The 20,361-nt window shown below is 62.8% G+C and carries 18 protein-coding genes; 6 read left to right on the top strand and 12 right to left on the bottom strand.

The window, feature by feature from the left end; genetic code table 11:
* Nucleotides 1-2: 2 nt before the first annotated feature.
* Nucleotides 3-1,037 carry an NAD(P)H-dependent flavin oxidoreductase gene (locus ACSUZJ_RS01250; protein ID WP_499412552.1) on the bottom strand — a complete coding sequence of 345 codons (1,035 nt, stop codon included), beginning with the start codon at nt 1,035-1,037 and terminating at the stop codon, nt 3-5.
* Between the two features lie 1,034 nt (nt 1,038-2,071).
* Here ACSUZJ_RS01250 and ACSUZJ_RS01245 point away from each other — a divergent pair.
* Together ACSUZJ_RS01245 and ACSUZJ_RS01240 are read left to right on the top strand one after the other, a co-directional pair.
* A complete protein-coding gene (locus tag ACSUZJ_RS01245; protein WP_499412550.1) occupies nt 2,072-2,401 on the top strand; it encodes a hypothetical protein in 330 nt (109 codons plus the stop codon).
* 181 nt (nt 2,402-2,582) lie between these two features.
* Nucleotides 2,583-3,377 (top strand): 5'-methylthioadenosine/adenosylhomocysteine nucleosidase, encoded by a 795-nt coding sequence (locus tag ACSUZJ_RS01240; RefSeq protein WP_499412548.1) that lies wholly within the window; start codon nt 2,583-2,585, stop codon nt 3,375-3,377.
* Here the strand turns inward: ACSUZJ_RS01240 and ald are convergent.
* Complete coding sequence (gene ald / locus ACSUZJ_RS01235) at nt 3,347-4,462, bottom strand: alanine dehydrogenase (RefSeq protein ID WP_499412546.1); 1,116 nt, start codon at nt 4,460-4,462, stop codon at nt 3,347-3,349. The two genes, ACSUZJ_RS01240 and ald, sit on opposite strands and share 31 nt — an antisense overlap.
* A 44-nt stretch (nt 4,463-4,506) precedes the next feature.
* Nucleotides 4,507-8,154, bottom strand: a complete 3,648-nt coding sequence (putA, locus tag ACSUZJ_RS01230) for a trifunctional transcriptional regulator/proline dehydrogenase/L-glutamate gamma-semialdehyde dehydrogenase (protein ID WP_499412544.1) — start codon at nt 8,152-8,154, stop codon at nt 4,507-4,509.
* Between the two features lie 287 nt (nt 8,155-8,441).
* Between putA and ACSUZJ_RS01225 the strand changes: the two genes are divergently transcribed.
* Entirely contained in the window at nt 8,442-8,897 is a 456-nt protein-coding gene (locus ACSUZJ_RS01225) for an Lrp/AsnC ligand binding domain-containing protein (protein ID WP_229436257.1), read from the top strand.
* Between the two features lie 289 nt (nt 8,898-9,186).
* On the opposite strand, the gene ACSUZJ_RS01220 is transcribed toward ACSUZJ_RS01225, so the two are convergent.
* Nucleotides 9,187-10,143, bottom strand: coding sequence for a LysR family transcriptional regulator (locus ACSUZJ_RS01220; protein ID WP_499412542.1), 957 nt, complete (start codon nt 10,141-10,143; stop codon nt 9,187-9,189).
* Between the two features lie 160 nt (nt 10,144-10,303).
* Between ACSUZJ_RS01220 and ACSUZJ_RS01215 the strand changes: the two genes are divergently transcribed.
* Nucleotides 10,304-10,582: a hypothetical protein gene (locus ACSUZJ_RS01215; RefSeq protein ID WP_499412540.1), complete on the top strand. Its 279-nt coding sequence runs from the start codon at nt 10,304-10,306 to the stop codon at nt 10,580-10,582.
* Nucleotides 10,583-10,658: 76 nt separating this feature from the next.
* Here the strand turns inward: ACSUZJ_RS01215 and ACSUZJ_RS01210 are convergent, their stop codons facing one another.
* The 7 genes from ACSUZJ_RS01210 to ACSUZJ_RS01180 form a co-directional block, all read right to left on the bottom strand.
* Nucleotides 10,659-11,246: a chalcone isomerase family protein gene (locus tag ACSUZJ_RS01210; RefSeq protein ID WP_499412538.1), complete on the bottom strand. Its 588-nt coding sequence runs from the start codon at nt 11,244-11,246 to the stop codon at nt 10,659-10,661.
* A gap of 17 nt (nt 11,247-11,263) precedes the next feature.
* Nucleotides 11,264-12,865: a methyl-accepting chemotaxis protein gene (locus ACSUZJ_RS01205; RefSeq protein ID WP_499412536.1), complete on the bottom strand. Its 1,602-nt coding sequence runs from the start codon at nt 12,863-12,865 to the stop codon at nt 11,264-11,266.
* Between the two features lie 236 nt (nt 12,866-13,101).
* Entirely contained in the window at nt 13,102-13,644 is a 543-nt protein-coding gene (locus ACSUZJ_RS01200; protein ID WP_499412534.1) for a DUF1003 domain-containing protein, read from the bottom strand.
* A 113-nt stretch (nt 13,645-13,757) separates the two neighbouring features.
* A complete protein-coding gene (locus tag ACSUZJ_RS01195) occupies nt 13,758-14,018 on the bottom strand; it encodes a YfhL family 4Fe-4S dicluster ferredoxin (protein ID WP_499412532.1) in 261 nt (86 codons plus the stop codon).
* 28 nt (nt 14,019-14,046) lie between these two features.
* The gene (coaD, locus tag ACSUZJ_RS01190) at nt 14,047-14,544 is read right to left on the bottom strand and encodes a pantetheine-phosphate adenylyltransferase (protein WP_499412530.1); all 498 of its coding nucleotides are present in this window, start codon (nt 14,542-14,544) and stop codon (nt 14,047-14,049) included.
* 112 nt (nt 14,545-14,656) lie between these two features.
* Nucleotides 14,657-15,307 (bottom strand): 16S rRNA (guanine(966)-N(2))-methyltransferase RsmD, encoded by a 651-nt coding sequence (gene rsmD, locus ACSUZJ_RS01185; protein ID WP_499412528.1) that lies wholly within the window; start codon nt 15,305-15,307, stop codon nt 14,657-14,659.
* 54 nt (nt 15,308-15,361) lie between these two features.
* Nucleotides 15,362-16,258, bottom strand: coding sequence for a DUF6279 family lipoprotein (locus tag ACSUZJ_RS01180; RefSeq protein WP_499412526.1), 897 nt, complete (start codon nt 16,256-16,258; stop codon nt 15,362-15,364).
* A gap of 28 nt (nt 16,259-16,286) precedes the next feature.
* Between ACSUZJ_RS01180 and glmU the strand changes: the two genes are divergently transcribed.
* Entirely contained in the window at nt 16,287-17,663 is a 1,377-nt protein-coding gene (gene glmU / locus ACSUZJ_RS01175) for a bifunctional UDP-N-acetylglucosamine diphosphorylase/glucosamine-1-phosphate N-acetyltransferase GlmU (protein ID WP_499412524.1), read from the top strand.
* Between the two features lie 167 nt (nt 17,664-17,830).
* Here glmU and ACSUZJ_RS01170 read toward each other — a convergent pair whose 3' ends face one another.
* Nucleotides 17,831-18,304, bottom strand: coding sequence for an Lrp/AsnC family transcriptional regulator (locus ACSUZJ_RS01170; RefSeq protein WP_499412522.1), 474 nt, complete (start codon nt 18,302-18,304; stop codon nt 17,831-17,833).
* A 157-nt stretch (nt 18,305-18,461) separates the two neighbouring features.
* On the opposite strand from ACSUZJ_RS01170, the gene glmS reads away from it, so the two are divergent.
* Nucleotides 18,462-20,291 carry a glutamine--fructose-6-phosphate transaminase (isomerizing) gene (gene glmS / locus ACSUZJ_RS01165; protein WP_499412520.1) on the top strand — a complete coding sequence of 610 codons (1,830 nt, stop codon included), beginning with the start codon at nt 18,462-18,464 and terminating at the stop codon, nt 20,289-20,291.
* Nucleotides 20,292-20,361 lie beyond the last annotated feature (70 nt).

Below are 20,361 nucleotides of genomic sequence, written 5' to 3'. Positions count from 1 at the left end.
AGTTAGGACTGCAATTCGGATGCTAATAATTCGACCAGGCGGCTTGCCGGCATCGGCCGCGCCCGCGCCACGCCAGTACCGGCCCAGAGCGACATGAGTTCGGTGTCGCCCGCCTTGGCCGCGGCGGCGCGGATGCTGCCGGTCAGCGCGTTCTGGACCGGATAAGGCGGTACCTGGTCCTCGATGGCCGCCATTTGCTGCATGAAGCGGTTCTCGATACCGCGCGCGTAGCGGCCGGAAAAGCTGCGCGTGAGCCGGGTCGGCTGTCCTTGTGCCTCGATCAGGCGCTGTTTATAGGCCGGATGGATGCCGGATTCGTCGGTGACGAGGAAGGCCGTGCCCATCTGCACCGCGCTGGCGCCCAGCGCCAGCGCCGCCTTGATGTCTGCGCCATTCATGATGCCGCCGGCGGCGATCACCGGAATCGAGACGGCTTGCGCCACCGCCGGCCAGAGTTCCCGGGCGCTCAAGGTCGCGTCTTCCTGGCGCCCGATGAAGGTGCCGCGGTGGCCGCCCGCCTCGATGCCGGAAGCGATGACGGCGTCGGCGCCGATGGCTTGCCAGGCCAGCGCCTCCTCGACCGTGGTCACGGTGCCGATCGCCAGGATGCCGGCCGCGTGCAGGCGTTCGACCTGGACCGCGTCCAGGATGCCGAAGGTGAAGCTGGCGGCAGCCGGACGCAGCTCGAGCAGCGTCTCGAACTGGGCGTCGAAATCCTCGCACCAGCTTTTCGGGCGCGGCAGCTCGCTCCAGCCCACGCTTTCCCAGACCGGGCGCAGCAGTTCGACGCCACGCGCCACTTCGTCTTCCCCGGGCGTGGGCGTTTTCTGGACGAAGAAATTCAACAGGAAGGGGCGCCCGGTCAGGCTGCGGATGCGCTCGACCTGGCTGCGGATCAGCGCCGGCGACAGCAACGAACCGGCGAACGAACCGAGGGCGCCGGCATTCGACACGGCAGCGACCAGCTCCGAGGTGGTGGCGCCGCCCGCCATCGGTCCCTGGACGATGGGCAACCTGAACAGCGAACTGAAGTCCATTCGAAATTCCTCCGCTAAACGATTCGATCAACACAGCACGACCAACAGCACGATCAATACAGCGCGCAAACCGCCCACCGGGCCGCTCCGGTCCCGTCATTTCAGTTCACAGCAGCAAGCTTACCAGATCGTAAACGATGCGCCAGACCCCCTGCTGTGGATAAGCTTCTTGATATCCACAGGAACGGTTTGTGCAAAAACGCGGCTTTTTCCACGCTCACGATTTTTGTCCAGATTTGCCACCAGGAACATACAGCGGCAAGCCACCGGCTTATACCGCGCGTAAACCGCTGATTTCTCATCCGTTAACCGGCTTATCCACAGAAAGTGGCAGTTGTTAACACTACTACTATCGTTGTATACAGATTTTGGTTGTAAACCTGGGGACCCTCGCGCCTCGCGCCCGACAAAATTTTTTTTTCGTGACTGCCCGACTGTTGGCGCCAAGCCGCAAACGCGCGTTCACGCATCCGCTCGGGCATCCATTCATCGGTCCCAGGACCTGCAGGCCGGTTTCTCTGCCCTGCTCGCAGGTCCAACCGCACGACGTTGCCTGCCGAAGGCCAGACCGCTGTGGACAAGCCCATGCATATCCACAGGAAGGAATGTGCAGAACGGCTGACTTTCAGCGCTCCCGAAAATTTATACAAATTCCGTGCAAGCCAGACGCAAGGTTTGTTCAGCACTTCAGGAAACGCGTAAACCCTTGACGCTGTGGAGAAAAGCGACTTTATCCACAGTTCGGGCGGCGTTTACTACTACTACCAGCTTTATATCTATCTCTATTTATTAAAAAGATGAGTGCTGCGCACGGTGTACAAGCGCGCGCACGCGTTCTGGCCAATGCCTGCGTTATCGATCTTCTGGCTGAAGAAAGGTTTGGCAGGAAGTCGCGATCGCGCACACGCTGCCGACAACGGAAGCCAAACGGCCTGCCGGCAGGTTGTTTGAACGCTTTGACAACGGCACAAAAAAGGGTTCGCGCCATGCAGACCCGGAATGGGCGATGAAGATGTTGGCGGAGCCGACATGGCATGGTCGTGCTGACCCCACTGCCGGCATGCGCATACGTGCTGGACCTGCCGGAGACCGCTTTCCTGACCTGGTTCAGCCAGCGCCAGGATCCGCACAGCATGCTCTGTTTGCTCAACTACCCGCAGGTCAGGCAGGAAAATGGCCTTTCAATCAGGTTTTGCCGGCAAAAACAGGCCTTCGAACAGCGCGGCTGTGGACAAGCCGCTGCATATCCACAGGATCGGATGTGCAAAAACACGTTTACTGAAGACAAGCCGTTTTTTCTCCAACATCCGTGCAAGCCCGATACAATCCTTGTCCAGCCGGTTCGCGCTGCCGTAAACCGCTGATCTTGTGGAGAAATCTCTTCTTATCCACAACAAGATCATCGTTTACTATCACTACCAGCCGTATACATATACGTTTACTACTGTAAACAGAAAAACACCACGAACAGCGGGCACAAGTGCCCCAAAACGGGCCTGCAGCCGGCTCAACACCCTCGCTCAACCTATAAAACCAAGCAAAAATATGCGTCTCGGGATCATCAGCGCGCTGTACGAAGAACAGCAGGGGCTCGTGGAAGCCATGGAAGGGCCCTACAAGCTCATCCATGGTCAGCGCGAGTACTGGCTCGGACAACTCTGGGAAATCGACGCTGTGTGCGTTTTATCGCGTATAGGCAAGGTTGCAGCGGCGTTGACGGCCACCACGCTTGTGGAAAAGTTCGGAGTTACGCACATCCTGTTTACCGGCGTTGCCGGCGCAGGGGATAAAACCGTCCAGGTGGGCGACATCGTGGTCGCCGAATCGCTGGTCCAGCACGACATGGATGCCAGTCCCCTGTTTCCCCGCTTCGAAGTACCCTTGACCGGCCTGACCCACTTCCCGGCCGACCATCGCCTGGGTGCGCGCCTGATGGATGCAGCCCAGGCTTTCCTGGACCGGGACTTCGTGGACGCCATCGATCCGCTCGAGAAAGCGGCGTTTCGCCTTGCGCAGCCGCGCATCCACCGCGGCCTGATCGCCAGCGGCGACCAGTTCGTCAACGATCGCGAGCACATCAATGGATTGAACGCCGCCCTGCCCGGGCTGGTTGCGGTGGAGATGGAAGGGGCGGCGGTAGCCCAGGTCTGCTACGAACTCGGCCTGCCTTGCGCGGTGATCCGGACGATTTCGGACAACGCCAATGAAAACGCAGCCACCGACTTCATGCGTTTCGTGAAGTCGGTGGCCGCGCGCTATGCCTTTCACATCGTCAGGCGTTTTTGCCTGGAGACGGAAGGAGCGCCCATTCAGGCGAGCAGCGAGTCGGCCGGCGTGTAGTCGTAGCCCAGCGCTTCGGCCACGGCCCGGTAGGTGACCTTGCCCTGGCAGACGTTCAGGCCCTGGCGCAGGTGGACGTCGTCCTCCAGGGCCTGGCGCCAGCCTTTGCTCGCCAGCGCGACGGCGTGGCCTATCGTCGCGTTGTTCAGTGCGAAAGTCGAGGTGCGGGCCACTGCACCCGGCATGTTCGCCACACAGTAGTGCACCACGCCGTCGACGACGAAGGTCGGATCGGCATGGGTGGTCGGGTGCGAGGTCTCGAAGCAGCCGCCCTGGTCGATGGCCACGTCGACCACCACGGCCCCCTTCTTCATGCGTGAAATCATGCTGCGCGTGACCAGTTTCGGCGCCGCCGCGCCCGGCACCAGCACGCCGCCGATGACCAGATCGCTCGAGACCACGGCTTCTTCGATCGCATGCGCGTTCGAATACAGGGTCGCGATGCGGTTGCCGTAGACCAGGTCGAGCTGGCGCAGGCGGTCGATGTTTTTGTCCAGCACGGTGACGCGGGCTCCGGTGCCGACCGCCATCTGCAGCGCATTGGTGCCGACCACGCCGGCGCCGATGATCGTCACGTGACCTGGCGCCACGCCCGGCACGCCGCCCAGCAGCAGGCCCATGCCGCCTTTCGATTTTTCCAGGTGGGCGGCGCCGGCCTGGATCGCCATGCGCCCCGCCACCTCGCTCATCGGCGCGAGCAGCGGCAGGCCGCCTCCCGGGCCGGTGATGGTTTCATAGGCAATGCAGACGGCGCCCGAGTTGACCAGGGCCGAGGTCTGCTCGGGATCCGGCGCCAGGTGCAGGTAGGTGTAGAGGATCTGGCCTTCGCGCAGCATGGCGCATTCGAGCGGCTGCGGCTCCTTGACCTTCACGATCATGTCGGCGCGCTCGAAGATCTCCTTCGCCGTGCCGACAATGCGGGCGCCGGCGGCCAGGTACTGATCGTCGGACAGCCCGATCTCGCTGCCGGCGTTCGTCTGGACAATTACCTGGTGCCCTCGTGCGACCAGCTCGTGCACGGAAGGCGGGGTCAGGCCGACCCGGTACTCATGGTTTTTTATCTCCTTCGGAACGCCGACTAGCATGATGTCTTCCTCCAATAGTTTTAAGAATAAAAACCCCTACATGATTACAGCCCCAGCGTCATGAGACTTGCGTTGCCGCCAGCCGCGGTCGTGTTCACGCATACCGCGCGTTCGGCCACCAGGCGCCACAGGTCCACCGGAGCGTTCGCATCGGTATCGACGATGCCGACGATGGCGCCCGGACGCGCCGCCAGTTGCGCGCGCAGCGTGCCCTGCATGCCGCTCTCCACCAGGGCGATCTGGAATTCGCACTGGGCCACCTCGGCCGCGCCGACGAAACGGATGCGGTCCTTTACCTCGAGCGGCAGGTCGTCCGGCACCGCCGAATGGGCGCCGGCCAGCACATAGGCGCGGTTGCCGGTGGCCAGCGCGGCGGCCAGCTGGTTCAGCATCGCCTGTTGCGAACCGGCCGCGCACAGCACCGCGCCGCGCGGGCAGAAGGACAGGCGGTTGCGCTCGCCGGTCGGGCCCGGCAAGTCGAGCGTGATGCCGTTCAGGTGGGTGCGGATGTACTGCTCGCCCAGCTTGACCACGTCTCCGTGGCCGTGATGGCGCGCCCACACCAGCAGCGAGACCAGGGCCGGGTTCGGCGTATTGGTGTGCTCCAGCAGCGGCGCGGCCCCGCGCTGCAGGCGCTTCAGGTAGAGCGGGCCGCCGGCTTTCGGGCCGGTGCCGGATTTGCCCTCGCCGCCGAAAGGCTGCACGCCGACGACGGCGCCGACGATGTTCCGGTTCACGTAGATGTTGCCAACGTGGGCACGGGCGACAATGAAATCGATGGTTTCGTCGATGCGCGAATGCACGCCCAGGGTCAGGCCGTAGCCGGTGGCGTTGATCGAATCGATTACCTTGCCCAGGTCGGCGCGGCGGTAGCGCACGATGTGCAGCACTGGACCGAAGACTTCCTGCTTCAGTTCCGACAGCGAGCCGATTTCCAGCACGGTCGGCGGCACGAAGGTGCCCTGCGAGGCGATGGCCGCCGGCAGCTCGAGCGCGAAATGCTGTTTCGCGGTCGCCTTCATGCGCTCGATGTGGGCCAGCAGGTTGCGCTGGGCCTCGGCGTCGATCACCGGGCCGATGTCGGTCGACAGGCGGTCCGGGCTGCCCACGCGCAGTTCCTGCAACGCGCCCTTCAGCATCCGGATGGTTTTATCCGCAATATCTTCCTGCAGGAACAGCACGCGCAGGGCCGAGCAGCGCTGGCCGGCGGAATCGAAAGCGGAAGTCAGCACGTCCTGCACCACCTGTTCCGGCAGCGCCGAGGAGTCGACGATCAGGGCGTTCTGGCCGCCGGTTTCGGCCACCAGTGGGATGTCGACGCCCTCCTTGTCGGCACGCTGGGCCAGCGTACGGTTGATCAATTGCGCCACTTCGGTCGACCCGGTGAAGATCACGCCTTTTACACGCGCATCCGAGGTGAGCGCTGCACCCACGACTTCGCCGCGGCCCGGCAGCAGTTGCAGCGCAGCGGCCGGGATGCCGGCTTCATGGAACATCTGCACCGCACGGTAAGCGATCAGCGGGGTCTGCTCGGCCGGTTTCGCCAGCACGACGTTGCCGGCAGCCAGGGCCGCGGCAACCTGGCCGGTGAAAATCGCCAATGGGAAGTTCCACGGGCTGATGCACGTCACGGGACCGAGGGCCTGCACGGTGCCGGCGTCTTTCGCTTGCGCGCCGTAGTAGCGCAGGAAGTCGACCGCTTCGCGGATCTCGGCAATCGCGTTCGGCAGCGATTTACCGGCTTCGCGCACGGCCAGGGCCATCAATTCCGCCATGTTTTCTTCGAACAGGTCGGCGACGCGCATCAGGATCGCGGCGCGCTCGCCGCTGGCGCTGGCCTGCCACTGGCCAGCAAAGCCGGCGGCCGCCTGCAGGGCGGTGTCGACATTGGCCGGCGACGCTTCGAGCACGCTGCCCACGATATCGGCCGACTGCGCCGGGTTGACGACCGCCAGCGCATCGGCGCCCTGCACGCTGCCGGCGACCAGCGGCGCCGCCTTGTATTCGCGCTGGCGCGACAGTTCCGTGCCGAGCAGGCGCAGCGTATCCTCGTTGGTGAGATCGAGGCCGGCGGAGTTCTTGCGCTCGGCGCCGAACATGGCGCGCGGCAGGGAAATGCCCGGGTGCGGCAGGCCGCCGGCGGCGCGCGCCACCTCGAACGGGTCGTTCAGCAGGGTGTCGACCGGGATCTTTTCGTCGACGATCTGGTTCACGAAGGAGGAATTCGCGCCGTTTTCCAGCAGGCGGCGCACCAGGTAGGCCAGCAGGGTTTCGTGCGAACCGACCGGCGCATAGATGCGGCAGGCTTTATTCAGGTTGTCCTTGCCGACGACCTGGTCGTACAGGGTTTCGCCCATGCCGTGCAGGCACTGGAATTCGTAGTTGTCCACACCGCGTTCTTTCGCCCAGGTGTAGATGACGGACAGGGTATGCGCATTGTGGGTCGCGAACTGGGCATAGATGACGTCGGTTGCGGCCAGCAGTTTCTGGGCGCAAGTCAGGTAGGACACATCGGTGTAGACTTTTCTCGTGTACACCGGATAACCCGGCATGCCGTCGACCTGGGCGCGCTTGATCTCGGCGTCCCAATAGGCGCCTTTTACCAGGCGCACCATGAACTTGCGGCCGCTGCGCCTGGCCAGGTCGACCACGTAGTCGATCACGAAGGGGCAACGCTTCTGGTAGCCCTGCACCACCAGGCCGATGCCCTCGAAGCCGGCAAGCTCCGCGTCAAAAGCCAAGGCTTCGAGCATGTCGAGCGAGATTTCCAGGCGGTCCGCTTCCTCGGCATCGATGTTGATGCCGATGTTATAGCTTTTCGCCAGCAGCACGAGATTACGCACGCGCGGCAGCAATTCTCCCATCACGCGGGCATACTGGGCACGGCTGTAGCGCGGGTGCAGGGCCGACAGCTTGATCGAGATGCCGGGGCCGTTCTTGATGCCGCGTCCGTTCGAGGCCTTGCCGATCGCGTGGATCGCCGCTTCGTAGGAAGCGTAGTAGTTCTGCGCATCAAGCTCGGTCAGCGCTGCTTCGCCCAGCATGTCGTAAGAGTATTGATAACCGCGCGTCTCGTTGGCCTGGCTGTTCTTCAGCGCTTCCTCGATCGTCTGGCCGGTGACGAACTGGTTGCCCAGCATGCGCATGGCCATGTCGACGCCCTTGCGGATCAGCGGTTCGCCGCCCTTGGCGATCAGGCGCGTCAGCGCCGAGCCCAGACCGCGTTCGCTGGTGGTCGAGACCAGCTTGCCGGTGACGAGCAGGCCCCAGGTTGCGGCGTTCACGAACAGCGAAGGCGATTCGCCCAGGTGGCTGCGCCAGTCTCCCTTGCTGATCTTGTCGGCGATCAGGCGGTCGGCGGTGGCGCTGTCGGGAATACGCAGCAGCGCTTCGGCCAGGCACATCAGCGCCACGCCTTCTTCCGACGAGAGCGAAAACTCGTGCATCAGCGCATCGACACCCGAGGCGCGGGTGCGTTTCGCGCGTACGCTCGAGACCAGGCGATGCGCCAGCGGCTTGGCATCCGCACTTGGACGCGCGCCCTGGGCCAGCAGCCACTGGACGGCATCAAGTTCGTCGCGGCGGTAGGCGGCCGTGATGGCGGCGCGCAGTGGCGTCTGCTCCTGCCTGGTTTCTGCCTGGTAGGCGTCGAAGGGAACGAAGGTGGTGGCCGGGGTGGCGGCGATCTGCATGGCGTGTCTTTAAAAAAAGAAGGATCAGGTGAACGGGTTGCGCACAGCAAAACGCGCCGTCCTGCAGGGCAGTCGGCGCGCGTTTTGGTACGTGCTTCCGAGTACCCAACAATCCCCCTGGCTGTAGTGCGATGCGCCTTGCCCCGGAGATTTTTTGGGCACTCTCAATCGTTTGATTGTAGAAGGAAATCTTCTGGATTAATTCTGTTTTTAAAGGGTACTAGCAATAGATAGTTTTTGATGCGAGAATTCGGCCAAATAATATTTACGGTGAAGAGAGAGACACCATGCTGGACAAGATTTCGAAAAAGATTCTGGCCGAGTTGCAGAACGATGGACGCATCAGCAACGTCGAGCTGGCGGCGCGGGTCAACCTGTCGCCGGCGGCCTGCCTCGAGCGCGTGCGCAAGCTGCACGAGTCCGGCTATATCACGGGTTACACGGCCCAGCTCAACCCCCAGCTGCTCGACGTGTCGCTGCTGGTCTTCATCGAGGTGGTGCTGGACCGCACCACGCCGGAAGTCTTCGACGCGTTCAAACAGAGCGTGCAACTGATCCCGGAAGTGCTCGAATGCCACATGGTAGCCGGCGGCTTCGACTACCTGGTGAAGGCGCGCGTGAAGGACATGGCAGCATACCGTGAATTCCTCGGCAAAACCTTGCTGCAGAAGGGCGTGCGTGAAACGCACACCTATGCGGTGATGGAAGAAGTCAAAAATACGACGAAGTTGCCGATCCGGTGAACTTTTTCGGCGGATAAACGCCGTGCTGTGAACGAATTTGTTGACGCATCCGGTAGGGTGGGCACTCCGTGCCCACGCGGAACGATGCGCCGTGTTGGCGCTGTTTCGTCGAGACGGATGAGGTGACGCGGCGTATCCGAATGCGGACACGCGGCAATCAATGTAATGGTTTGCTTTTTCGTGCGGTTATCAATCCAACACGGCCGCGAGATGTTCGCACGCGTTCCGTGAGCGCATGCGCCGCACCGCGTGGGCACGGAGTGCCCACCCTACGAAAACCAATCTTGCCTTACGCCGCCTGGCGCTCCATCAACGGCTTGGTTGCCGTCGCCGCCGTCGTTTCCAGGTTACTTCTCAGCCAGCGGTGCGCCGGGCTGCGGCCGTCGCGCTCGTGCCAGAGCATGTCCAGGTGCACGGCCGGCAGCTGGAAAGGCAGTTCGCGCCAGATCAGCGCATCGGTCATGCCGGTCGACACCATCAAATGCTTCGGCAGCACCGTGATCAGGTCGGAATTGGCCACCACCCGGCCCGCGGTGAAGAACTGGTTCACCGTCAGCAGGATGCGGCGCTCGCGGCCGATCTGGGCCAGGGCTTCGTCGACCAGGCCGTGGGCCCGGCCCGAGAAACTCACCAGCAGGTGGTTCGCCTTGCAGTAGGAATCCAGGTCGAGCTTGCCCTCGGCCAGTGGATGCTTCTTGCGCATCACGCACACGTATTGGCCGGAATACAGGCGCTCATGGCGGATCGGCGAGCCGGTCTCGTAGGACAGTTGGGCCGCCACGCCCGGGAAGAAGCCGACTGCCAGGTCGATGTCGCCGCGCAGCAGCATCGGGCGCGGTTCGCGCGTGGTCAGCGGCACCATGCGGATGTTCACGCCGGGCGCCTCGCGCTCGATCGAACGCATCAGCGACGGCAGCCAGTAGGCGGCGGTGGCGTCGGCCATCGCCATGCGGAAGGTGGCCTGGGCCTTGGAGACGTCGAAGGTTTCCGGCATCACGGCCGCTTCCAGCGCCGCCAGCGCCTGGCGTACGGCCGGCCACAGCGCCTCGGCGCGCGGCGTCGGTTTCACCCCGTAGGCGGTACGGATCAGCAATTCGTCGCCCAGGCTCTCGCGCAGGCGCTTGATGGCGTTCGATACGGCCGGCTGGGTCATCGCAAGATGGCCGGCGGCGCGCGTCAGGTTTTGTTCGGTCATGACTGCGTCGAATACGCGCAGCAGGTTCAGGTCCAGCGTCAGAAAACTCATGATGTGTCTCGATATGGGCGTCAAATTCACGCCGGTTCTAAGTCTGTCTGCCAGTGTACCCCATTTCATTCATGATCAATATAAGCCACATCATTGAACGGAATTAGATTTATATGTTGCGTTGCACTATAGTTCGGAAAAACAACATACCGGCCTGATCATGTCGTTCGTATCCACTCTGACGCAATTCTCTTTCCCTGTGCTCCCGCTGGCGGAGCTGCTGCGCGCCGCCCTGCTGCTGGCGCTGCTGGCCAGTGTCCTGATGTTTTTCCGCCCCCTCCTGAGCGGCATCGTGCGCGCCCTGGTGCTGACCATCCGTCCGCGCATGACGAAGGAAGAGCGCGCCGCCCGTTTGGCGCAAAAGACCGGCGCCGTGTTGCAGCGCGCAATCGACTCGGCCAAGGGCCCCGGCACCGGTACGCTCGGCTCGGGCGCCTGAAGAACCAGCACCCCCGCATAAAGAAAAACGCGGCGACCGGAACCCCGGCGCCGCGTTTTTTTTGTACTCGAGAAGATTACTTGGCGTCGCCCAGCAGTGCCGGTTTCAATGAGCGGTCGGCCGGCTTTTCACCCAGCCAGATACGCAGCACGGCGTTATAGAACGTGATGTCGGCGGCCGGCTCGCCGATGCGCTTGCCGTTCAGCTCGCACACGGTGCCCGTGCCCGGGATCCAGTCCATGTGCAGCACGTCGCCCTTGCGGATCTGGTCGACGCTGGCGAACATTTCGCCGAACTTGCCGATCTGGCCGACGATCTTCGCTTTTTCCGTCTTGTCCAGGTTCTCGTTGATGCCGTCCATGAAGGCCTTGCCCAGGTCTTCGGACGAGATATCGCGTGCCATCACCAGGGTGACGCGGCGCGGGCCGTCCATTTTGAGGATGTCGGCGACGTTCTTGCTCTTCTCCGTCAGGTAGAGGCCGGCGGCATAGACCTTGATCACGAGCTTGGTGCGCATGCCGGCGCCGTTCAGTTTCAGGTCCTTGCCGCCGACCTTGTTGGTGTCGTCGAACTTGATGCCGTTCACATCGACAGCGGCCGCGGCCGGCAGTGCGAGGGCCAGCGCCAGTGCGGCGCCGGTGGCCAGGGTTGTCAGGGCTTTCATGGTGTCTCCTTCTATTTTTAGTGGGCGGTCAATCGTTTGTGTGGGACGGGCGCGGCCAGCCGGGCCGTGTCTTCGGCCAGCTTGAAGACGCTGACGGCGTGCGCCAGTTGCGCCGCCTGCGTCTGCATCGAGGCGGCGGCGGCGGCCGCTTCCTCGACCAGGGCGGCGTTTTCCTGGGTGGTCTGGTCCATCTCGACCACGTTGCGGCTGACTTGGGCGATGCCGGCGCTTTGTTCCATGCTGGCGGCCGTGATCTCGGCCATGATGTCGGTCACGCGGCGCACGCTCGCCACCACGTCCTGCATGGTGGCGCCGGCCTGCTCGACCAGGGTGCTGCCTTCGCGCACCTTGTCGACCGAGTCGCCGATCAGCACCTTGATTTCCTTGGCGGCGGCGGCCGAGCGCTGGGCCAGGTTGCGCACTTCGGACGCCACCACCGCAAAGCCGCGTCCCTGCTCGCCGGCGCGCGCCGCTTCCACCGCGGCGTTCAGGGCCAGGATATTGGTCTGGAAGGCGATCGCATCGATGACGCCGATGATGTCGACGATCTTGCGCGAGGACGCCGTGATCGAACCCATGGTGTCGATCACGCGCGCGACCACGGTACCGCCCTGCTCGGCCACGTCGGAGGCCTTGGCCGCGAGCTGGTTCGCCTGGCGCGCGTTGTCGGCGTTCTGCTGGACGGTGTCGGTCAGTTCGCGCATCGAGCCGGCGGTATGGCCGAGGGCGGCGGCCTGCTGTTCGGTGCGGCTCGACAGGTCGAGGTTGCCGCTGGCAATCTCGTTCGAGGCCGCCGCCATCGCTTCGGTGCTGCCGCGCACCTCGGCGACGATGCGCACCAGGCTGCTGTTCATGTGCTGCAGCGCCCGCATCATCTGGCCGGTCTCGTCGCGCGTGTCGGCGCGGATCTCGCTGGTCAGGTCGCCGTCGGCGACGCGGCGGGCGATATCGACCACCTGGTTCAGCGGACGCGTGATGCTGCGCGTGGCGAGGAAGGCCACCGCGAGCGAGATTGCAGCAGCCACACCGGCCAGCGCCAGCACCAGCAGCTGGGTGCGGCGGGTGACGGCGCCGGCGGCTTCCCCGGCCTGGTTCATGGCCGCGTTCTGGTAGGCGATGTAGCGGTCGAGCTGTTCGAAATACTTGGCCTGTTGCGGACGTAGCGAAAACATGAATTTCACCATTGCCTCGTCCTTGCGGTCTTCGAGTACGAGTTTGCTGAACGCTTCCTGGGCCGGCAGGAATTTGGCCTGGATCTGGGCGATTGCTTCCAGGATTTTCGTTCCTTCCGCATCGCGCGTGCTCTGCACCAGGCGCGCCACGGCGACGCTGGCGCTGGCGCTCTTGCGGCTGGCGTGCTCGAGCTCTTTCTTGATCTGGTCCGGGTCGGCCATCACCAGCACGCTGAGCATGCCGCGGGTGGCTTCGTTGACCTCGGCCTGGATGGCGTTGGCGCTGACGGTATTGGCGTAGCGTACTTTCACCAGATGGCTCATCTCCGCGTCCAGGCTGGCCATGCGCCCATACGACAGGCCGGCCAGCAAGACCAGCAGGGAAATCACGACGCCAAACCCGATGGCCAGGCGCTGGCCGATACGCAAGTTATTGATGTTCACCATTGATCCCCGTCCCGATGAAAAAGAATGATCATGCTAAAACAGCAATATAAATATAGCATTGAACTCTTGATGAAAATCAAGAAGCAACAATTATTTCAATGCTGCAAGAGCACAATACAACGGGGATTCAGAGCGCCTTGGAAAGCCTCCAGGGCAAGGGATGCGGCCACCCGACGCGTCGTGGAAGACAGTACGAACGTACGGCGAGACGATGCAAGGCCGCCATGGAGGTTTTATCAGGTGCTCTTGGTTTCGCGTTCGATGGCGCCGAGCACGCTCGGGGTATCGGTGGGGTGGGCCAGTTCGTCGGCTTCGGGGTCGGCCTTGTCGGGCAGGTGGGGATCGTCGCGCCGCAGTTCTTCGAGCATGGCAATGATCTTGCTGGTCTTCTCGTCGGAGAGCAGGCTGATCTGCAGGTCGAGGTGGGCGTTGCGCTCGGCCAGCTTGGACATGCGGTTCTGGCGGATCAGCACGGTGGTGGAGATGATGAAGGCGTTCAGGGAGACAAAGCCCTGCAGCCAGAAGAAGGGCGGTTCGTCGATCTGGTCGAAGTCGAGTTCGGGCGCCGCGACATTCCAGACGATCCAGCCGATGATGAAGGTGACGTTGACCGCAAAATAGGCAGGGCTGCCCAGGAACAGGCTCACCTTTTCGACGATTCTTTGGGCCGTCGTGACCTGCTCCTCGCTGCGTTCGCAATATTCAGCGATCGTGCCGATGTTTTCGCTGACGCTGGGCGGCAACGCTCCACGCGCATCGATATCGTCCTGGGGAGCCATGCGGAGAGCATAGCATGGCGCCTGATCGCTCACCGGCCGGTTGGCAGGCGTGCGTGCGCACCGAGAAAGAAGGGTAGAAAGAAAGTGCCGGCAAGCGTGTGCCGGCGCAGCGCTCAGGCGGCGTTTTTCGCCGCCGTCAGGCGCTCGTATTTCGCCTGCAATTCCTCGCGTGTTTCACGCCAGGCCGGATTCAGCGGAATGCAGGCGACCGGGCACAGCGAGGCGCATTGCGGTTCGTCGAAGTGGCCGACGCATTCGGTGCACTTGTGCGGATCGATCTCGTAGATCTCCTCGCCCATCGAGATGGCGTCGTTCGGGCACTCGGGCTCGCACACGTCGCAGTTGATGCAGTCGTCGGTAATCAATAAGGCCATGATACTGCTCTCAAAAACTGCCTGGATTTCAGGCTTTCGGCAGGTTCATCGCTGCGATCTTCTTCTGCAGCCAACGGTCCACCGAAGGGAACACGAATTTCGACACGTCGCCGCCGAGCATCGCGATCTCGCGCACGATGGTGCCCGAGATGAACTGGTACTGGTCGGACGGCGTCAAAAACAAAGTCTCGACGTCTGGGAGCAAATAGCGGTTCATGCCCGCCATCTGGAACTCGTACTCGAAGTCGGACACGGCGCGCAGGCCGCGCACGATCACGCGGGCGTCGTGCTGGCGCACGAAATCCTTGAGCAGGCCGGAAAAGCTTTCGACCTTCACGTTCGGGTAGTGGCCGAGCACCTCGTTGGCGATTTCCAGGCGTTCCTCGAGCGTGAAGAAGGGCTTCTTGTTCTTGCTGTCGGCAACACCGACCACGAGCGTATCGAACAGGCCCGATGCGCGGCGCACCAAATCTTCATGGCCGCGGGTGAGCGGGTCAAAGGTACCTGGATAAACGGCTACAACCATTGTGGCTCCCTGGGAGAAACACCTGTGTTTAAAGACGCATTATGCCTGAAAATCCGGCAGTTGCCCCAGCCCGGGGCCTGGCATGCCCGAAAATTGAGCAGAATTAAACGCTTTAAGCCTTGTTTTCGTGCAATTTCAGCAGGTGATAATAGACCATGCCCGCTTTATCTGCACGGATCTGTTCCCAGGGCGCCAGCCAGTCCGGCGCTGCATCGCCTGCCGGCAGCGCATGTTCGGCCTCGGCATAGACCATGCCGCCCTCTTTCAACAGGTCGACGCACAGCGGCAGCGCCCTGGCTAAAAAATCCTGCTGGTAAGGCGGATCGAGGAAGATCACATCGAAACGCTGGCCGCGCAGGGCCATGTCGCGCGCCACGGCAAAGGCGTCGCCGCGCACGACGCTCACGTTACCCGCCTTCAGGGTTTCCTTGTTCAGTTCGAGCTGGCGCACCACCGGGCCATGGTAGTCGAGCATGAGGACGGAACGGGCGCCGCGGCTGGCTGCCTCGAAGCCCAATGCGCCGCTGCCGGCGAACAGGTCGAGGCAATCGACCTCGTCCCAATCGCTCTTGAGCTGGTGGTTGATCCAGTTGAAGACGGTCTCGCGTACGCGGTCGGGCGTGGGGCGCAGGCCGAGGGCGTCGAGGACCGGCAGCAGGCGCCGTTTCCATTCGCCGCCGATGATGCGCACCTGCTGGGGTGCGAGGCGAGGACGTCCATGCGGGCCGTGCCGGCCCTGGGGTTTTGCTGGCTTTCTTTGCATGCGCGCACTATACCATGTGCCTTTCCCGGTATTTCAGCCCCCGTATTTCACCCCTTATGGGGCTTCGCGCGCGAGGGCATTCAGGTCGTCGATCCAGCCCTGCATGCGTTTCTGGGCATGCGCCTTCTGCTGCGGCGTGGCCATGTGGATGGCGCTCAGGATGTAATTGGTCGTCGCGTTGGTGTAGCTGTCATAGAAGGCCTTGCGGTCGGGCGCGTCCATGCGGCCGAAGAATTCGCGGATCAGGGCCGTGATCATGTTCGCCGCCTGTTCCTTGTTCGGCTTTTCCGCCTGAATCTTGCGCGCCAGGGCCACGATCTTGCGCTGGCGGTACATCCGTTCTTCGAGCCAGATGTTGTTGTCGAGCGGGCGCGCATCCGAGGCGCGGCGCAGGGCCGCTTCCTGCTCGCGGCTGAAGTTGCCGAACCAGAGCTTGAACTGCTCCATCGACTTGTCGAAACGCGCCTCGTTGCGCTTCTCGACGCTGCCGCTGACGAACTTGCGGCGGTATTCGTTATTCTTCTTCTCGAAACGCTGCTCCATCTGGTGGATCTGGTCGGGCGTGAGCGACAGCGCCAGGGCCGCCATGTCGGGCACGGCGCGGTAGGCCAGCACCTCGGTACGGCTGCGGATGTCCTTGTAGGCGTTGACCAGGTCGGCTTGCGTCGGATTGCCGGCCAGCTGGCGCTGGAACTTGCCGAGCAGGGCCGCATAGTCCTGCAACTGGGTCTTGCGATGCCATTGAAACAGTTCTCGGATATCACGTTTGACCCAGTCGGACTGATCGCCCTCGAAATCCACATACGCATCCAACCACCAGTAAAGTAAGGTGTCGCCGTGGTTGTAGCTGAAACGGATGGTGCTGCATGCGGCTAACACGGTCATCAGCGCGATCAGGAACAGCGCACGCGTGCGCTGGAACAAGGGGTCTTGCGTGATAGACTTTTTCATCTTATTAACTCTTTTTTGAATACGGCTTATGAACGTTGTCATCCTTGCCGCCGGCATGGGGAAGCGGATGCAGTCCGCTCTGCCAAAAGTGTTGCACCCGCTGGCTGGAAAGCCGCTGTTGCAGCATGTCATCGATACGGCGCGTAGCCTGTCGTCGAGTAAATTATGCGTGATCTATGGGCACGGCGGCGCAGCGGTGCCGGAGATGGTGGCCAAGCTGGCCGGGCATGGCCAGACGCCAATCGAGACCGCCCTGCAGCAGCCCCAGCTCGGTACGGGACACGCCGTGATGCAGGCCGTGCCGCAACTTGACGAGGACGCGCCGACCCTGGTGCTGTACGGCGACGTGCCGCTCACCCTCGAGTCCTCGCTGCGCCGCCTGGTCGAGGCCGCCGGCAATGACAAGCTCGGCATTCTTACCGTCGAACAAGCCAATCCCTTCGGCCTGGGCCGCATCGTGCGCGAGAACGGGCGCATCGTGCGCATCGTCGAGGAAAAGGACGCCAGCGACACCGAACGCGCGATCCGCGAGATCAACAGCGGCATCATGTGCATCCCGACGCGCCACCTGAAACGCTGGCTGGCCGCGCTGTCGAACAACAACGCGCAGGGCGAGTACTACCTGACCGACATCGTCGCCCAGGCCGTTGCCGAGGGTGTCGAGGTGGTGTCGGCCTCGCCTTCGGCCGAATGGGAAGTGGCGGGCGTGAACAGCAAGGTCCAGTTGGCCGAGCTCGAGCGCCGCCATCAGCTGAACATTGCCAACGCGCTGCTGGAAAAGGGTGTCACGCTGATGGATCCGGCGCGCATCGACGTGCGCGGCGAGCTGATCTGCGGACGCGATGTCGTGATCGACGTCGGCTGCGTGTTCGAAGGCCGCGTCGAGCTGGCTGACGGCGTCACGGTCGGCCCGCATTGCTTGCTGGTGAACGCCAAAGTGGAACAAGGCGCCAACATCAAGCCCTTCTGCCACATCGAGGACGCCGTGGTCGGCCCGAAATCGCAGATCGGCCCTTACGCGCGCCTGCGCCCGGGCACCGAGCTGGGCGAAGACGTCCATGTGGGTAACTTCGTCGAGATCAAGAACAGCCAGGTCGCCGCGCACAGCAAGGCAAACCACCTGGCCTATGTCGGCGACGCCACGGTCGGCTCGCGCGTGAACATCGGCGCCGGCACCATCACCTGCAATTACGACGGCGCCAACAAATTCCGCACCGTGATCGAGGATGACGCCTTCATCGGCAGCGACAGCCAGCTGGTGGCCCCGGTCACCGTCGGCAAGGGCGCGACGCTCGGCGCCGGCACCACGCTGACGAAGGACGCGCCGGCAGGCAAGCTGACGATTTCTCGTCCCAAGCAGATGACGATCGACGGCTGGAGCCGTCCGGTCAAGGTGAAGAAGTGAGGTCTTGCTGTCCACAGCCAATCCACCGGATATGGACAGCTTATTTACAGTTAGATCACAGCTAAATCACAGGGTAATCCACTGGCTTATCCAAGGGTTACCCGCAACACTTCCACATACTCATCCACCGGTTTATCCACAGACGTGTGCGCCTCCGCCGGATCGGTTCACACGACGATCCGGGTCTCGAACTTGCTGCGGAAGGTGGAGAAATAGGCTTTCACGTTGCGCACATTGGCGTGGGTCGCGAACAGGCGGTGCGCCAGCGCGTGGTAGGCCGGCATGTCGACCACCTGCACGATCAACACGAAATCCGGCCCCGGCGCGACGCGGTAGCACTGCAGCACCGCTTCTTCGGCGGCGACCAGTTGCTCGAACTGGGCCATGCGCTCGGCAGCCTGGACGTCGAGCGTGATCTCGACGATGGCAGTCAGGCGGGCGCCGACCTTGTCCGGCGCCACGATCGCAACTTGCCTTTCGATCACACCTGCATCGGTGAGTTGCTTGACGCGGCGCAGACAAGTGGGCGGCGAGACGTGGACCAGTTCCGCCAACTCGGCATTGGTATGCGATGCATCAGTCTGCAGGGCCTTGAGGATGCGACGATCAAGATCGTCCAGGGGCTGGGTAAGTTCGGTCATGAAATTAAATAAAAATATTTAGCAAGAAATGAAATAAAATTTCATCTATTTAGACATATGAAATTTTATAACGTTTCAGCCTGAATTCTGAAAGCTTATTTCACGCGCATTGCCATAGGATATGCTTTATTGTTAATTTTTTAAACGAGGTTCTCCCATGTGCGGCATTGTTGGAGCAGTAGCGCAACGCAACATCACCCCCATCCTGATCGAAGGCCTGAAGCGCCTCGAATACCGCGGCTACGATTCCTGCGGCGTCGCGCTGCACGTGGATGGCCGCCTGGCGCGTTCGCGCAGCACCTCGCGCGTGGCCGATCTCGAAACCCAGGTGCAAGGCACCGGCCTGCAGGGCTATACCGGCATCGCCCACACCCGCTGGGCCACCCACGGCGCCCCGGCCTCGCACAACGCCCACCCGCACTTCTCGCCGAACGAAGAAAGCGCGCGCATCGCGCTGGTCCACAACGGCATCATCGAGAACCACGACGAACTGCGCCGCGAACTGACCGACATCGGCTACCAGTTCCAGAGCCAGACCGACACCGAAGTCATCGCCCACCTGGTCGACCACATGTACAACGGCGACCTGTTCGACACCGTCCAGCAGGCCGTGAAACGCCTGCACGGCGCCTACGCGATCGCCGTGTTCTCGCGTGAAGAACCGCACCGCGTGGTTGCCGCACGCCAGGGCTCGCCGCTGATCGTCGGCGTCGGCGAAGGCGAGAATTTCGTCGCGTCGGACGCGATGGCGCTGGCCGGCACGACTAACCAGATCATCTACCTGGAAGAAGGCGACGTCGTCGACCTGCAACTGTCGCGCTACTGGATCGTCGACAGCGAAGGCAAACCGGTCGAGCGCGAGGTGAAAACCGTGCACGCGCACACGGGCGCGGCCGAGCTGGGTCCCTACCGCCACTACATGCAGAAGGAAATTTTTGAACAGCCGCGCGTCATCGGCGACACCCTCGAGGGCGTGACCGGCATCATGCCGGAGCTGTTCGGCGACAAGGCGTATAAGGTGTTCAAGGAAATCGACCGCGTGCTGATCCTGGCCTGCGGCACCAGCTACTACGCCGGTCTCACCGCCAAGTACTGGATCGAATGCATCGCCAAGGTCCCGGTCAACGTGGAAATCGCCAGCGAATACCGCTACCGCGACAGCGTGCCGCACCCGCAAACCCTGGTCGTGACCATTTCCCAGTCCGGCGAAACCGCCGACACCCTGGCGGCATTGAAACATGCGCGCAGCCTCGGCATGCCGCATACGCTGACGATCTGCAACGTCGCGACCAGCGCCATGGTGCGCGAATGCGAACTGGCCTACATCACCCGCGCCGGCGTCGAAGTCGGCGTCGCCTCGACCAAAGCGTTCACCACGCAGCTGGCCGCCCTCTTCCTGCTGACGCTGACGCTGGCGCAAGTCAACGGCCGCCTGAGCGACGAGCAGGAAGCCGAGCACCTGAAACAGATGCGCCACCTGCCGGTCGCGCTGTCGTCGGTGCTGGCGCTGGAGCCGCAGATCATCGCCTGGGCCGAGGAATTCGCACGCAAGGAAAACGCCCTGTTCCTGGGCCGCGGCCTGCACTACCCGATCGCCCTGGAAGGCGCCCTGAAGCTCAAGGAAATCTCCTACATCCACGCCGAAGCCTACCCGGCGGGAGAACTAAAGCACGGCCCGCTGGCGCTGGTGACGGAAGAAATGCCGGTCGTGACCATCGCCCCGAACGACGCGCTGCTGGAAAAGCTGAAGTCGAACATGCAGGAAGTGCGCGCCCGCGGCGGCCAACTGTACGTGTTCGCCGACGTCGACTCGCGCATCACCTCGAGCGACGGCGTGCACGTCATCCGCCTGCCGGAGCACTACGGCGAACTGTCGCCGATCCTGCACGTGGCGGCGCTGCAGCTGCTGGCGTATCACACGGCGCTGGCGCGTGGGACCGACGTCGACAAGCCGAGGAATCTGGCGAAGTCGGTGACGGTGGAGTAAAGCAGCCTGGCTGGCGGAAAGCCGCCGCTACCTGCAAGCGGCCAATACGAAGGGCAATGCCCAGTCGTAT

Origin of the sequence: Telluria sp. B2 (assembly GCF_051789535.1) — a bacterium.
Classification (GTDB): domain Bacteria; phylum Pseudomonadota; class Gammaproteobacteria; order Burkholderiales; family Burkholderiaceae_D; genus Telluria.
Note: the sequence above shows the minus strand (reverse complement) of the source record. Positions and strands in the feature narration are given on the sequence as shown.

Excerpts from the sequence above, each read along its gene's own strand:
- ACSUZJ_RS01245 (WP_499412550.1), top strand. The coding sequence starts at position 2,072 with ATGGTCGTGCTGACCCCACTGCCGGCATGCGCATACGTGCTGGACCTG.
- glmS (WP_499412520.1), top strand. The coding sequence starts at position 18,462 with ATGTGCGGCATTGTTGGAGCAGTAGCGCAACGCAACATCACCCCCATC.
- ACSUZJ_RS01195 (WP_499412532.1), bottom strand. The coding sequence starts at position 14,018 with ATGGCCTTATTGATTACCGACGACTGCATCAACTGCGACGTGTGCGAG.
- ACSUZJ_RS01215 (WP_499412540.1), top strand. The coding sequence starts at position 10,304 with ATGTCGTTCGTATCCACTCTGACGCAATTCTCTTTCCCTGTGCTCCCG.
- ald (WP_499412546.1), bottom strand. The coding sequence starts at position 4,462 with ATGCTAGTCGGCGTTCCGAAGGAGATAAAAAACCATGAGTACCGGGTC.
- ACSUZJ_RS01205 (WP_499412536.1), bottom strand. The coding sequence starts at position 12,865 with ATGGTGAACATCAATAACTTGCGTATCGGCCAGCGCCTGGCCATCGGG.
- ACSUZJ_RS01170 (WP_499412522.1), bottom strand. The coding sequence starts at position 18,304 with ATGACCGAACTTACCCAGCCCCTGGACGATCTTGATCGTCGCATCCTC.
- putA (WP_499412544.1), bottom strand. The coding sequence starts at position 8,154 with ATGCAGATCGCCGCCACCCCGGCCACCACCTTCGTTCCCTTCGACGCC.
- ACSUZJ_RS01220 (WP_499412542.1), bottom strand. The coding sequence starts at position 10,143 with ATGAGTTTTCTGACGCTGGACCTGAACCTGCTGCGCGTATTCGACGCA.
- rsmD (WP_499412528.1), bottom strand. The coding sequence starts at position 15,307 with ATGCAAAGAAAGCCAGCAAAACCCCAGGGCCGGCACGGCCCGCATGGA.
- ACSUZJ_RS01200 (WP_499412534.1), bottom strand. The coding sequence starts at position 13,644 with ATGGCTCCCCAGGACGATATCGATGCGCGTGGAGCGTTGCCGCCCAGC.
- glmU (WP_499412524.1), top strand. The coding sequence starts at position 16,287 with ATGAACGTTGTCATCCTTGCCGCCGGCATGGGGAAGCGGATGCAGTCC.
- ACSUZJ_RS01240 (WP_499412548.1), top strand. The coding sequence starts at position 2,583 with ATGCGTCTCGGGATCATCAGCGCGCTGTACGAAGAACAGCAGGGGCTC.
- ACSUZJ_RS01250 (WP_499412552.1), bottom strand. The coding sequence starts at position 1,037 with ATGGACTTCAGTTCGCTGTTCAGGTTGCCCATCGTCCAGGGACCGATG.
- ACSUZJ_RS01180 (WP_499412526.1), bottom strand. The coding sequence starts at position 16,258 with ATGAAAAAGTCTATCACGCAAGACCCCTTGTTCCAGCGCACGCGTGCG.
- coaD (WP_499412530.1), bottom strand. The coding sequence starts at position 14,544 with ATGGTTGTAGCCGTTTATCCAGGTACCTTTGACCCGCTCACCCGCGGC.
- ACSUZJ_RS01210 (WP_499412538.1), bottom strand. The coding sequence starts at position 11,246 with ATGAAAGCCCTGACAACCCTGGCCACCGGCGCCGCACTGGCGCTGGCC.
- ACSUZJ_RS01225 (WP_229436257.1), top strand. The coding sequence starts at position 8,442 with ATGCTGGACAAGATTTCGAAAAAGATTCTGGCCGAGTTGCAGAACGAT.